Source organism: Paenibacillus sp. Y280 (genome assembly GCF_056786335.1).
The window spans coordinates 98,951-114,542 of the sequence record NZ_JBXCIW010000009.1; the positions used below are offsets into that span (position 1 = coordinate 98,951).

Sequence of the window (15,592 nt, forward strand, 5' to 3'; positions counted from 1 at the left end):
ATCAGAATTGAAACTGTACGTCTTCCCCCAGCAAATTATCCATTTGCTCGGCTTCAATCAGCTGTATGTCGCCGATACGGATGCTTGAATCGTTCGTTACAGCCTCCAGCACCTTGATATAATGCTGCGCCAGCCGGTCAATCGTGTCCCGTTTGAACAACGCTGCTGCATATTCGAAGGAGAATCTGAAGCCCTCCTCATCCTCAACCGCCGACAGCGTCAAATCGAACTTCGCAATCGAGCTGCCTAGTTCATAAGGCACAAACTGCAAGCCGTCGATTTCCTCTGCCTCACCCGCAATATTTTGCAGGCTGAAGACGGTATCGAATAATGGGTTGCGGCTTAAGTCCCGCTGCAGATCTAGTCTCGCTATTAGCTGCTCCAGCGGAAAGTCCTGATGCTCGAAAGCTTCGAGCGTAAGTGTTTTTACTTGAAGAACAAATTCCGTAAACGATAAATCGGCATCATGAATGTTTCTAAGCGCCAGCGTATTAACGAACATGCCCATCACTTGCCCGAGCTCAGCAAGCGGTCGTCCCGCAGCCGGAACACCAATAACGATGTCAGACTGTCCCGAGTACTTAGAGAGCAAGACGTGATAAGCCGCAAGCAGCACCATGAATACCGTTGAGCCTGTTTCCTCACTCAATAGCAGCAGCTTATCTTTTAGGCCCGGAATTGTGCTAAACGTAATCGCATCGCCTGCAAAATCTCGTTTCTCCGCTCTACTGAAATCAGTCGGAAGCGCTAATTGCGGAACGCCTCCCTCAAATTGCGCTAGCCAAAAAGCTTCCATACGCTCATAGGCAGAGGAGGCAAAAAGCTGGTTCTGCCATGCGGCAAAGTCTTTATACTGCAGGTTTAAAGCTGGAAGCGAACGCCTGGCGTAAAGCTCGGCAAACTCTCGAACCAGAATAGCCATTGATACACCGTCAGAAATAATATGATGCATATCGAACATAAGCAGATGCTTTGACGGCTCAAGCATGACAAGCCCTACACGCAGCAAAGGCGCCTGCTCCAAATCGAATGGCTGAACAAATTCGTTTAATACACTTTCCAGCTCGGCTTCGCCTGCATGCCGATAAGAAATTTCGAACGCAGCCTCATCGTGAACTTTCTGTACCGGCTCTCCTCCAATGGAATGGAACGTTGTCCGGAATGTCTCATGGCGCTGAATGATGCTGCGGAAGGCGTCCTGCAATCGGTCAGGATTCAATTCTCCCTGTATGATCATCGCGCCTGGCATATTGTAGCCCGTTCCTTCGCCATCGAATTGATGCATAATGTACATGCGGCGCTGAGCGGCTGACACTGCATAATGCGGACTGCTCGGCAGCGGTACAATTGCTGCTGTCACTATCCGCTCCTTGCGGTCAATCGCCGATGCTAAAGCTTCGAGTGTCGAGCTCTCAAACAACGAGCTGAGCTCCAGCTTCACGCCAAAGGCTTGCACAACTTTGGATATGAGGTTCATCGCTTTCAGCGAGTGGCCGCCAAGCTTGAAGAAATCGTCCTGCACACCGACTCGCTCGGCGCCAAGCAGCTCGGACCAAATAGCTGCGAGCTTCACTTCCGTCAATGTTCGAGGCGCGATATGCTGCGATCCGGATTCAAGCAGCGATCCAGCGGTTTGCCGCAAAGCAGGACGGTCGATCTTTCCATTCGCTGTGAGCGGCATCCTCTCTAATGGAATGAGGCGTGCCGGAAGCATAAAGCTAGGAAGCTTAGCTTCCAGATGCTCACGCAGCTCGGCCGGCTCAAGCCCGTTTTGAGCCGTATAGAAGGCGCAAAGATAAGCATCGCCTTGCCCGTCAACAAGATCGAGCACGATAGCTTCAACAACGCTGCTCATCTGAACCATCGCCGCTTCAATCTCACCAAGCTCGATTCGGTAGCCGCGAATTTTCACCTGATGATCGATCCGCCCCAAATATTCGATGCTGCCGTCAGGCCGCCAGCGTGCTAAATCTCCGGTTCGGTACATCCGCTCGCCAATCAGGTAAGGACAAGCAACGAACTTCTCCTCGGTCAGCTCCGGCCGGTTTAAATAACCTCTAGCCACGCCTACGCCTCCGATGCATAATTCCCCAGGTACGCCGATCGGCTGCAGCTGGTTGTCCTGGCTGACAATAAATATTTTCGTATTCGCAATAGGCTTGCCGATCGGTATGGACGATGAAGCTTCAAGCGGCTGCTCGTTAATCTCGCAAGCGGTCGCGCATATCGTCGTCTCCGTCGGACCATAGGCATTGACGTAGCTTACATGGTCAACCCACCGGGTGACAAGCTCTCTTGAAGAGGCAGAACCAGCGGTAATGAGACGCCGCAAGTAAGGCAGCCGCTTCGGCTCCAGATGAATGGCAAAAGTAGGAGGAAGCGTAATGACTGTAATTCGCTCCTCGTTCATAAAGGCTTCGAAGCTTGCATAATCATTCATCGCTTCCTTCGGAACGATATGGAGGCTTGCTCCGGTGAACAGCGCCATAAATATTTCCCAAACCGATGCGTCGAACGAGCTGCTTGCGAACTGGGCGATTCGATCCTCCTTGCCAATGCCGTACTGGTTTTGGAAATAAACCTGTAAATTAACAAGCCCCTTATGCTCCAGCATCGTCCCCTTCGGCATGCCGGTTGTTCCGGAGGTATAGATGACGTATGCCAAGCTCCCGGACGAAATAATTGGCTGTTGCTGCTCACCCTGCGCTTGATCGATGCTCGTGAGCGTTTCGGCGGCGGCGGTCAATTCACCAAGCTCCTGACCTTCTGCTCCCAGACCCATAAGCTCCTCGTATATGAGCAAATTGCTTTGCGTATCTACGCTTGCCCGAACCTTGTCATAGTCAAGCTGCCTCGTAACGAGAAGCTTGGCTCCGCTATCCCGGACGATGTACTGAATCCGTTCATCGGGATAATCGATGTCGATCGGCAAATAGGCTCCGCCGGCTTTCATAATAGCCAGCAGCGACACGACCATCTCGGTTGATCGCTCCATCAACACGCCAACAATCGCTTCCGCTCCAATACCGGCATGACGAAATTTATCAGCCATCTTATCGGCCTTGGCATTAAGCTCTGCATAGGAAAGCGTAATGCTGCCTAGGCTCAAAGCAGCGGCATCAGGATTAAAGCTTGCTTGCTGCTCGAACAGTGAATGAACGGTTTCGTCAGCCGGAAGCTCGCTTCGTGTATCGTTGAAATCCTCCAGCAGTCTTCGGCTGTCTTCAGCTGTGAGCATATTGATTTCCGCAAGCGTCAGCTCTGGCCGCCGAACGATAGCTGTCAATATTTCCGTATAGCAGCTCAGAAACAGCTCCATCGTATCCTTGTTGAACAAGGATGTACTGAATTCAACGCCTAGCGTTATTCCTTTGCTAGATGGCTCAGCCATGAGCGTCAAATCGAATTTGGACCATTTATTTTCGAATTCATGGGCACTTACTTTTAACCCGTTCGGATCTTCTGCGCCTTCTGATAGATTCTGTACCATGAACACCGCGTCGAACAAAGGATTTCGGCTCAAATCACGCGGCAAATCCAGCTTCTCCAGCAGCGTTTCATAAGGATAGTCCTGATGCTCGAACGCAGACAATGAAGTCTCCTTCACTTCTTTCAGCAAAGCACGGAACGTCTTTTTCCCTTCCGGCTTCGCACGAAGAGCCAACGTATTCACAAACATCCCGACGATTTGATTCATATCTTCATGCGTTCGTCCAGCTACCGGAGAACCGACGATGATATCCGTATGGCCGGTATATTTGTACAGCAGTCCAAAGTATGCAGCAAGCATCACCATGTACAGGGTAACGCCTTCCTTCGCTGCAAGCTCCTCGAGCGCAGCTGCAAGCCTCGGTTCAAGAAGCATAGACAAATGCTCGCCCTCAAAGCTTCTAATAGCAGGCCGCGCGTAATCGGTTGGAAGGTCAAGCAGCGGCAAATCTCCTGAAAATTGCTCCAGCCAGAACGCTTCCTTCCTGCTGAAAGCCTCCGATCCGACGAGGCTGTTTTGCCAGACGGCAATATCCTTATAGTGGATGCGCAGCTCCGGCAGCTCCTCGCCTCGATACAATGCCGTGAATTCATCAATGATAATGCCTAGCGAAACGCCGTCTGCGATAATATGATGCAGATCAAATAGCAGCAAATGACGGTCAGCAGCCAGCTTAACCAGCTCTACGCGAAATAACGGCGCTGCTAGCAGATCGAAAGGCCGGACAAAACGTTCGATCAGCTTTTCGGGCTCATGCAAGGCTTCCGATTGTTCTGAAACATCGATCCTATTCACATGAAAAGAAATGCTGTCGTGTACGCGCTGCATAGGCTCGCCATCGGTAAGTATGAAGGAGGTTCGCAGCGATTCATGTCGCTCAACCAGCTTTTGCATCGCCGCTTCGAATCGGACGGCATCGATTTCGCCCTCAAGCAGAAATATGCCGGGAATGTTATAGCCCGTATGAGCCGCGCCCAATTGTTGGAGTACAAACATCCGTCTCTGCGCGGACGAGGCAGGGTACATAGGCTGCTTCTTCGCCTGCGGAACGGCCGAAACCGTCGGAACGTGTTCGGAATCAGGCTGATTTGGAGCTGAAAGATATGTAGTCAGTGCTTCAATAGTCGGTCTCTCGAAAAGCATTTTAAGCGGAACGTCGATGCCGCACTGCTTGCTTATGCTGGATACGAGCATCATCGCTTTAAGGGAATGCCCTCCCAGTGCGAAGAAGTTGTCGCAAATGCCGACTTGGGCAACTCCAAGCACCTCTTCCCATATTGCAGCCAGCTTTTGCTGCAGCTCATTCGTCGGAGCGACATAGGCAGTTCCTGTTCCTGCGTCTCCCTCCGGCATCGGAAGCGCTCTTCGATCGGTCTTCCCGTTAGGCGTAATCGGCAGCTTCTCCAGCTGAATGAAAAATGACGGCACCATGTAATCAGGGAGCGCTTCAAGCATATAATCCCTCAGATCAACTGCTGATAACATTTCCGATGCCGCGTAATACGCACATAAATATTTGCTGCTCTGAGCATCTTCGTATGCGAGTGCCGCCGCTTCCGTAATAGCTGGATGATTGAGCAGACGAGACTCAATCTCGCCAAGCTCGATACGATGACCGCGAATTTTCACTTGATGGTCGATGCGGCCCCGCAATTCAATTTCCCCATTCGGAAGCCAGCAGGCGAGGTCTCCAGTGCGATACATGCGCTCAGCGGGACGGTATGGGTTCTGCAAAAATTTCTCTGCGGTTAATTCGGCGTTGCCGATATAGCCGCGCCCGACATTGTCTCCAGCGATATATAGCTCGCCGGGTATGCCAACGGGCTGAAGCTGCAAGCCGCTGTTTAAAATATAAATGCCTGTATTCGAAATCGGCCGTCCGATCGTCGGCAATTCGGCTATCGGCTCTGCTCCCCCGAGCGACAACGTCGTAACAACATGCGTTTCCGATGGGCCGTAATGGTTGTGGAGCGTAACGCCACGTTCTTTCAAATAAGCTCGAAGGCCATCCGAAACGACCAGCTGCTCGCCCGCGGTTATGATGTGCTTAACGCAAGGCGGGAACAGCTCTACGTAGCTTTTTTCATTAAATACAAATTTGAGAAAGGGAACCGGCAAAAACAAGACGGGAATCGATTGCTCGCCGATCCACGATGTTAGTTTTTCAACACTGCGCTTCGTATCGTTATCGATTAAACAAAGCGTGCCTCCTGCCAGCAGCGTCGAAAAGATTTCCTGATAGCAGACGTCGAAGCTGATCGTCGTGTATTGCAGCACCTTCGTATGATAAGGAACGGCTGTTTTCGACCATGCATAGGAAAGTAAATTGACCATGTTTTTATGCTCAAGCATGACCCCTTTGGGCTGCCCGGTCGTGCCGGACGTGTAGATCACATAAAACAAATCGTTCGAAATCGCTGAAGGAGGCAGATTGTCAGACGGCAGCTGCACGTACAGCTCGTCTTGCAGCATTTGCAACTTGATATCCTCACCAACAATAGTTGATGCCTTGTCAGCCATATCCGGCTGGATCAAAAGCGTTTCCGCTCCGCTGTTATTCAGCATATAGGCGGCGCGCTCTGCCGGAAGGTCTGGATCAATCGGCACGAATGCGCCGCCAGCCTTCAATACAGCTATCACTCCCGTCACATATGCGATCGAGCGCTCCGCCATGATGCCGACCGTCTTGCCAGGGCTGACGCCCTGCCGCCGCAAGCTATGCGCCAACCGATTCGCCGCTGCATTCAGCTCGCCATAGCTGATTTGCTCAGCGCCCATCACGATCGCAACCGCTTCTCCCGTACGGGCTGCCTGCTCCTCAAACAAACGGTGAACCGTATGCTCGGATTGATACTCGCATGCATCACCGTTAAATGATTCCAGCAGCTGCTGCTCTTCGCCGGTTACGATTCGCATGCTGCGAACGGGCATGTCCGGGCTTGCAACAGCTTGCTCAGCCAACGTAATCAGATGACCTTCAATAGCCTCAAGCTGCTTCGGATCATAAATGGATGCATTGAAATTAAGCTTTACTGTCAAATCGTCGCTCGGAAGAACCATCACGTTCAGATCATAGCTCGTCTGCTCATACATGCTTACATCGCCTACATCGAAGCCAAGCGTATCCTCCGAGCCGCTCTCTGAAACTTCCTTTTCAATCGGATAGTTTTCAAACACGACAATATGATTAATCAGGCTGTTTTTTAATTCCGTCATATTTTGAATGTCATATAACGGCATATAGTCATAACCTTCCGATTCAATGGCCTTCCTCTGCACGCTTGCAGCCAGCTCCGCGAACGATTCATTCCCCAGCGATCGTATGCGAACCGGAATCGTATTGATAAACAGCCCAACCATCGTTTCAATACCAGGCAACTCCGATGGGCGGCCGGATACGACAGAGCCAAACACGACGTCCTCCAAATGGTTGTACCGCTTAAGCAGCACGCCCCATAACGTCTGGAACAAGCTGTTTAGCGTAATCTGACAGCTGCTTGCCAGCTCCTGCAGCTTGCGGGACAGCTCCAGACCAAAGCTGAATCGCAGCTCGGCTTGCTCATAATGTTCGGCTTGAACAAGTGACTGGGCTTTGCGCCTTGGAAGCGATGCCTCTTGCTCGTAATCGCCAAGCAGCTCCCGCCAGTAAGTTAAAGCTTTCTCCTTGTCTTGCTTCTCCAGCCACTTGATGTAATCGCTGTAAGGCTGAGCCGGCGCGAGCGCAGGCGTTTCCTGCCGTTTCAAGCAGCCATACATGCTGAATAATTCATTGATGATGATCCCAAGGCACCAGCCGTCCATTAGAATATGGTGATGGCTCCAGATCATTTCGTATTCGTCCGCTGCAAGACGGAAAACAATCATACGCGTCGGGATATCGTGAGAGAGGTCGAAGCCTCTCTCACGATCCTTTTGCCTGGCGGACTCAAGACTTGCCTCTTGGGCCTCTTTGGTTAAATCCGACAAATCCTCAACATGGATTTTTAGCGAGCGTTCCTTCAGCACTACCTGCACCGGGCGCTTGACCTTGTCATATAAGAAAGTAGTCCGAAACACATCGTAGCGCGCAACTATACGGTTCATGCTCTCTTCGAACAAAGCGACATTCAGCTCTCCGCGAATACGAACGGTCATTTGCTCAAAATAGGAGGCGTCCTGGCTCATGATGGTATGAAACAGCATGCCTTCCTGCATCGGAGACAAATAATAAATATCCTTCACTTGCTCTTTCTTAAAAGTTGACATTTCGCACCTCTCTGACAAGCATATTCGCTCGCTTTCTCATTTCAGCTTCTCTTCCAGCAGATCGAAAATGTCTTCCAAATCGTCAACCGTCATCCCTTTTGAGCTAATATCGCTTGGCGTCAGCTCAGCATCCTCTTGTGAGGTACAATGAGCGATTACGCTTCCGAGCTGCGCGCGATAAGCATTCATAAAGCGGTTCATCGTCTCCTCCGAAAATTCCAAGCTGTTGTAATGGCATTTCATTGAAAGTCGGCCTTGCTCGACGATGCCTCCGAAGCTCCATGCAAAGCTGTTTTCCGCTTTTGAGCTGACAGGTGACCCATTGTCATAATCCGACATAGTGAAAATTTCGTTTGTTACATCTCCGTCAATTTGCCCTAAGTAGTTGAAGCAAATCTCCGGCTCAAGGTCGAAGCCAAGCGCTGGCTTCAATGGGTCTGGCGTCATATATTTCAATAGATCGTAGCCGATGCCTTTGCCAGGTACAGCTCGAAGCTGTTCCTTCGTCAGCTTAATCTGACGAGATAAATCGTCCTCCGCGCTCATATCCAGCACAACCGGATATTGGGAGGTGAACCAGCCAACCGTGCGCGAAATGTCCAGCGCCTCTGAGATAGGCTCGCGCCCATGTGATTCTAGGTTGATGCCTACCTGATCTATGCCGGACCATTGCTTAACGGCAAGACCTAATGCTGTCATCAGCAAATCGTTGATCTCCGTATTATAAGCACGTCCAGCCCGCTTCAGCAGATGTTCCGTTTCCATCTCATCCAGCTCGAACTGTGCCGTCCGCAATGTCGAGAAATCACCGCGGCCCGCATGTCTATCGCGAGGAAGAGGAATGACGCCTCTCTCCTCCAGCTCTCTCCAATAATCTGCCTCCCTTAGAAGCAGCGGGCTTTCCGCATACAAGCGGAGCTGCTCCGACCAATAGAGGAAGGAATCGGATTTGAGCGGAAGCCGTACCTGTTCTCCGCTCAGCGCTTGGCTATATGCCTGCTCCAGATCCTCGAACAAAATGCGCCAGGATACGCCGTCAATGATGAGATGGTGGGCGATCAGCAGCAAATGATCGCCGCTTGCCGTCCGGTAATGAGCGGTCAGGAACAATGGACCCTCTGACAAATTAATCGAGCCTTGAAGCTGCTCTGCATGCCTCGCAAGCACCGAGCGGTCATCCGACTCGCCGGTTAAATCAATATACTCGTATTTATGCGTCTCCTCTTCCTCCAGCCCCCGATTGAAGGGGATATAGGAGCCTTCTGCATTCGGGCGGAAAACGAAGCGCAGCGCATCATGATGCCGAACGATCGCATCAATGGCAGTTCGGATCGCCTTCTCCTCGAACCGCCCCGGCGTAAACAGCATGACCGATTGATTCCAGTGATGGGCATCGGTAAATTGCTGCTTAAAGAACCAATGCTGAATCGCGGTAAGCCCAGCTTCGCCTGTTACGGCGCCTTGCTCAATGCTCCGGGTGACGGCCTTTAGCCGCGGAGCAAGCTCACCGATTGTCGGATACTGGAATAAATCTTTAATCTCCAGCTTCAAACCATGCGCACCGAGTCTAGCAGCTACTTGTATCGCTTTAATAGAGTCGCCGCCAAGCGCAAAGAAATTTTCAGCCGAACCAATATTTTTTGCGCCAAGCACGCCTTGCCAAATGTCTGCCAGCAGCTGTTCGCGAATGGATTCTGGAGCGATATACACACTGCCGGTAGCGATGCTCAGATCCGGTTCAGGCAGCGCATGCCTGTCAATTTTCCCATTAGAGGTCAGAGGAATTTTGTCCAGTTGGACAAAATAGGCCGGAACCATGTAATCAGGCAGCGATTCTTTCGTAAATTGCCGCAGCTCGGTGACGGTCAGCGCTTCCTCGGCAACGATATAGGCGCACAGCGCTTTGCTGCCGTCCTTCTGGTCACGTGCAATGACGGTTGTTTCCTTAACTTTGCTATGATTAAGAAGTACAGTCTCAATTTCACCCAGCTCGATGCGATGACCGCGGATTTTAACCTGATGGTCGATGCGACCAAGATACTCCATCTCGCCGTTTGCCAATCTGCGTACCAGATCGCCAGTCCTGTACAGTCTCTCGTCAGAATTGTAAGGATTCGGCACAAAGCGTTCCCGCGACAGCTCATCCCGGTTCAAATAACCTCTGGCAACGCCATCTCCGCCAACATACAGCTCGCCATTAACGCCAATGGGAACAAGCCTCTGTCTGGAATCGAAAACATAGCAGGTAAGCGTAGCAATCGGCTTGCCGATATTGCTTACATTTGTCGCGATCTCATGATCCGTTATCACTTTGTAGGTGACATGCACGGTCGTTTCGGTGATGCCGTACATATTGATCAGCTTTGCGGCAGGATACAGGTCGCGGTAAGGCCGCAGCATTGCAGGATTCAAAGCTTCACCGCCAAAAATGACATAACGGACAGCTAATCCTTGGTCCTGCCGGTGCATCTCTTCTTGAATCAAGGCATAAAAAGCAGTCGGCGTCTGGTTCAGCACCGTTACCTTCTCCCGCCTCAGCAGCTCCGCAAACTGCTGCGGATTTTGAGCGGTATGGCGCGGAACAACGACGACTTGTCCGCCGTACAGCAATGCGCCGTACATTTCCCATACCGAGAAATCGAAGCAGTACGAGTGGAACATCGTCCAGACGTCCCGCTCATTAAAATCAAAGGCAAGCCGATTGTTCGTTAACAGCCTTACCACATTCCGATGGGTGATCATAACGCCCTTCGGCTGTCCAGTCGTTCCGGACGTATAGATGATATAGGCTAAGTCCTGCGGCTCATTGACCGCCTCCAAATTACCTTCGTCTCCTGAGAAGGTTGAGCCGTTCTGGAGATCGAAGACCATGCAGGCTTCATCGTTAGCCCGATGGAGATAGGGAGTTTGCGTAAGCAGCGCCTTCGGCTTGCTGTCTTTCAGGATGAACTGAACCCGTTCCTCAGGATAAGCGGGATCTATCGGCACATACGCGCCTCCCGCCTTCAGAACCGCGAGCATAGCAACGATAATGTCGGCAGAGCGGTCCATAAGAATCGCTACTAGATTATCGCGCACAACACCCGCTTCGTCTCGAAGCCGCCTTGCCAGCATGTTCGCTCGAGCGTTCAGCTCACGATAGGTTAGCTGCCGCTCATCGTCCGAGACAGCAATTAGCTCGCCATGAATAGCTGCCTGCTGTTCAAATAACGAGATAATCGTAGCCTCACGCGGGTAGCTTGCCGAAGTATCGTTAAACCCGTACAGCAATTGCTCGATTTCGCAGCTGTTTAGTACATCCAGATCAGCTAATGATTTCTCTGGATGAGCGGCAATAGCATGCAGCAGCTCGATAAAATGGTTTCCAAGCCGCTCCGCTGTCTCTGGGCGGTATAAAGCTGTTGCATATTCAATGCTGAACTGCAGCGACTCGTCCTGCTCGATCACGCCAAAGGTCAGATCGAACTTGGCGATATCGTTGGATTGCGGGTAGGATGTCAGCTTCAAGCCTTCAAGCTGCAGATCAGCCGAATCCATGTTTTGCATAAGAAACATCGTATCGAACATCGGATTGCGGCTCATGCTGCGCGGAATGCCCAATTTTTGCAGCAGCTCCTCAAAGGGATAATCCTGATGCTCGAACGCTTCAAGGCAATGCCGCTTAACCTCGGCAACATAATTTTGGAAAGAAAGCTCTGGCCTCGGGCTTGTACGGAGCGCAAGCGTACCTACGAACAGCCCGGTCATTTCACGCAGCTCATCATGAGCCCGGCCGGCTGTCGGCGTTCCAACGACAAAATCCTCCTGGCCTGTATACTTGCTGAGCAGCACGTTATAGGCTGCGAACAGCACCATAAAGAGCGTTGCGCCTTGAGCTGCTGCCAATTCACGCAGCGAAGCAGCCAGCTCCTTATTGGCCATGAATTCGTATCTCTTTCCTGCAAAATCACGAACGAGCGGACGCGAGTAGTCAGTAGGGAAATCGAACGCAGGCACGCCGCCGGAGAATTGCTCCAGCCAGAAAGCCTCCTGCTTTTTCAACCGATCCGCGTTTGCATCACCCAATTGCCAGACTGCATAATCCTTATACTGAATGCTAAGCGCTGGCAGCTGTCCACCCCGATACAAAGCGGCCATATCCTGAATCAGATGCCCAACTGTAATCCCATCGGCAATAATGTGGTGCATATCGAGCAGCAGCAGATGGCGTTCTTCCTCCAAACGAACGAGACGAGCCCGCATAAGCGGGGCTTGTGTCAAATCGAAGGGCCGCACGAAATCGCGCATGATTTGTTCAGCGGGCAGTGTATCAGATGCTTCGAAAACCTCAAGCTCAAGCACAGCCGTAGCATGAATGCGCTGAACGGGCTCCTCCAACTGCAGCTCGAACGTGGTCCGCAGCGGTTCATGCTGCTCGATCAGGCGCTGTAGGGCATCTGTAAGCCTTTCCTTATCTATAACCCCTTCCATAAGCAAAGCATCGGGCATATTGTAAGCCGTTCCGACGTTTTCAAACTGATTGATTACAAACATTCTTCTCTGCGCCGATGTTAACGGATAGACTTCCCTTGGCTCTGCCGGAGCAATGGCGACAAAACTGCCTTCCTCCAGATTCTCACCTTCAATGAAACGGGCAATGCCGCGTATCGTTGGACGATCAAACAGCTCTTTCAAAGGAATGTCTGTCTGCAGCTCCTTCTGAAGCCTGGCCGCTAACAGCATCGCTTTGAGCGAGTGCCCGCCAAGTTCAAAAAAATCTTCCGTTACGCCGATCTTCTCCACTTGCAAAATTTGTTCCCAAATCGGCTGAAGCTGCGCCTCAAGCAATGTTTCAGGCGCTATGTATTCACGGTTCCCTGCCAAGCTTGCATCCGGAATCGGAAGCGCCTTACGGTCGAGCTTGCCGTTCGCTGTGTATGGCAAGCGCTCAAGCCGAATGAAGGCTGCCGGATTCATGTAGGATGGCAGCTGAGTTCCAAGCACCCGTCTTAATGACGCTTCATCCCACTCGGCCCCTTCTTCGAGCGTTACATAGGCGCAAAGCTGCTTCGAACCTGATTCCTCCTGCACAGCAAGCACAACTGCGTCTTTAATGGCCGCCTGCTTGCGAAGCGCGGCTTCGATCTCTCCCAACTCGATCCGATAGCCGCGAATTTTCACTTGATGATCGATCCGCTCTACGAATTCAATCTGGCCGTCCTCCGTCCACCTTGCTAGATCACCCGTAAGGTAAAGCAAGCCAGCGCCTTCATCGAATGGATGCGGCACAAAAAGCTCCTTCGTCAGCTCAGGCTGATTCAAATATCCACGAGCCAGCCCTTCGCCAGCAACACATAGCTCGCCGACTGCGCCGACTGGCTGTAGCTGCCTATCGCTGCCTACGATCCAAACCTGTGTATTGGCAATCGGAGTGCCAATCGTTATCCGCCTTCCGTCCTCGGCATGACGCAAGCAGGTCGTTATAACGCTGTTTTCGGTCGGTCCGTATTCATTAACCAATTCAAGCGCCGGATTTACGCTCCTTGCACGGTTAACGGTATCCTCCGTAACCTTATCTCCCCCGAGTGTCACCGCTTTGAGCGATAGAGCTTCCTCATGCGTTATAACATCAAGAATCGCCAGGAACATGGCTGGCACTGTGCTGAAATGCGTAATTTGTCCTGCCGCAATAAGCTTCTTCAACGCGAACGGGTCCTTGCTCTCCGCTGCTTTCGCCAAGTGAACGGACGAGCCTGCAATGAGCGGCGCGAAGAACGTACTAACGAAAGCGTCGAATGCAAACGACAAGAAGACTAGCGTGCGATCCTCCGTGCTGAATTGGTACTCTTCTTTCCGCCAAAGCAGCGTATTCACTATGCTGCGATGCTCGATCATAACCCCTTTAGGCATACCTGTCGTGCCGGATGTGTAAATGATATAAGCCAGATCATTCGGCTGAACCCGGACATCCAAATTGGTTGTATCCTCCGCATAGCCGCTTATATCGCTAATATCAATTACATTTGTGCCAAAGCTTTCAGCAAGCTGGGCATAGTGTGGATCGGATAGGACACAGCAGGCTTCGCTGTCCTCAAGCATGTAGCGAATGCGATCTGCTGGAAGCGCGGGATCGATCGGCAAGTAAGCGGCCCCCGCTTTAAGGACAGCGAGCAGCGCAACAGCCATATCCGGCGACGGCTCAGCCATAACAGCTATGACGCGGCCTGAAGAGCCGTTATTATATAGCGTCCGGGCAAGGCGATTTGCTTCGACGTTCAACTCCCGGTAGGTCAGTTCTACACCGGCTCCGAGCACAGCGGTTTGCTCCGGCGTGCGCGCTGCCTGGTTCTCAAACAAAGCATGAACGAGCTTCGGTCCCTCATACACCCTCTTCGTATCGTTAAAATGGTCGGACAATTGCCGCTTTTCTTCAGCTGAAACCACTTCTAGGGCGCTCAGCTCGACTGACGGGTTATCCAATATTTGCGTTATGATGCTGCGCAGATGACTTTCTGCACGATGAATAACCAGGCTTTCAAACCTGTTCTGGTTGTAGCTGAATTTGATAGAAAGCTCCTCGGAAGGAGATACAACGACATTCAAATCATAATTCGTTTGTTCAAACACGCGGTCAACCTGTGTCTGGAAGCCGATCGCCTCCTCGGCCTTCCCGCCTTCAACATCCTTGCCTAGCGGATAATTCTCGAATATCAAAATATGATCGAGGAGAGCCTGCTTCAGCTCCGATTGATTTTGCACCTCGTAAAGCGGCAGGTAGCTGTGCGCTTCCATCTCAACCGCTTCTGCTTGGATATTCGCTAGCAGCTGCGCAAAAGTAAGGCCGTCAAAGCTGCGAACGCGCACCGGCACCGTATTTATAAATAATCCGACCATCTGCTCGATTCCCGGCACATCCGAAGGGCGCCCTGATACGACCGAGCCGAACACGACATCGCGCGTCCTATTATATTTGCTGAGAAGCACCGCCCAAACGGCTTGAAAAAAGCTGTTAAGCGTCGCTCCGCAGCCTCTTGCCATTCGAGTAAGGAGCATAGTAGTTTCGGCGTTAATTACAAATTCATGCTGACCCTGACGATATTCTTCCGAAGGGCCTCCAAGCTGTTTTTGAGGCAAAGACGTTTGTTCTTCAAAGCCTTCGAGCGCTTTTTTCCAATAGACTAGAGATTGCTCTTTGCTTCTATTTTCAAGCCATTTGATGTAATCACCGTATGGATAAATGATGCTTTGAGGAATCGCGCTGCCTGTTCGCATAGCAGCATAAATTTGAAACAGCCGCTGGATAACAACGCCAAAGCCCCAGCCGTCCATCAAAATATGATGATGGCTCCACATTAACCGATAGGTATGTTCTGTAGTGCGGAACAAAGCGACTCGAAGCAGCACATCCTTCGATAGCTGAAAACCGCGGCTTCGGTTTGCCTCGTTATAGCTCTCGATATACTTGCCTTGCTCCGTCTCACCTAGGTGGCGAAGATCCTCATAATGCAGCTTCGTGCTCCGTTCGTGGAAAACAACTTGCCGGGGGCGCGGCAAATTTTGATGAACAAACACTGTACGCAGGATGTCGAATTCCTTCATGATGCTGTTTAAACATTGCTCGAACAGCTCCGGGTCCACGCTGCCTATCAGTGAAGCTTCCATTAAAGTGAAATAAGCGCTTGACTTGCTGTTTATGATCGAGTGGAACAGCATCCCTTCCTGCATAGGAGTAAGGGGGTACACCTTCTGAATCGCATTTGCTTTCGTCATTATTCACCTCGTGTGAAGTTGGCTTATTCGCTTTAACCGTCTTTTCCATTCCGGAAGACAGCCGTTTTCCTCCAGCAAATCGATGTCTGCTGGAGGATTTGCGGCTTC

The 15,592-nt window shown here is 51.4% G+C and carries 2 protein-coding genes; both read right to left on the reverse strand.

Annotation, left to right across the window (positions count from 1 at the left end; genetic code table 11):
- Position 1: 1 nt before the first annotated feature.
- Positions 2–7,735: an amino acid adenylation domain-containing protein gene (locus AC1TPC_RS14160; RefSeq protein ID WP_482067474.1), complete on the reverse strand. Its 7,734-nt coding sequence runs from the start codon at positions 7,733–7,735 to the stop codon at positions 2–4.
- Between the two features lie 36 nt (positions 7,736–7,771).
- Positions 7,772–15,484, reverse strand: a complete 7,713-nt coding sequence (locus AC1TPC_RS14165; RefSeq protein ID WP_482067475.1) for an amino acid adenylation domain-containing protein — start codon at positions 15,482–15,484, stop codon at positions 7,772–7,774.
- Positions 15,485–15,592: the final 108 nt, after the last annotated feature.

Bases quoted from the DNA above. Each gene is read 5' to 3' on its own strand.
- AC1TPC_RS14160 (WP_482067474.1), bottom strand. From the start codon at position 7,735: ATGTCAACTTTTAAGAAAGAGCAAGTGAAGGATATTTATTATTTGTCT.
- AC1TPC_RS14165 (WP_482067475.1), bottom strand. From the start codon at position 15,484: ATGACGAAAGCAAATGCGATTCAGAAGGTGTACCCCCTTACTCCTATG.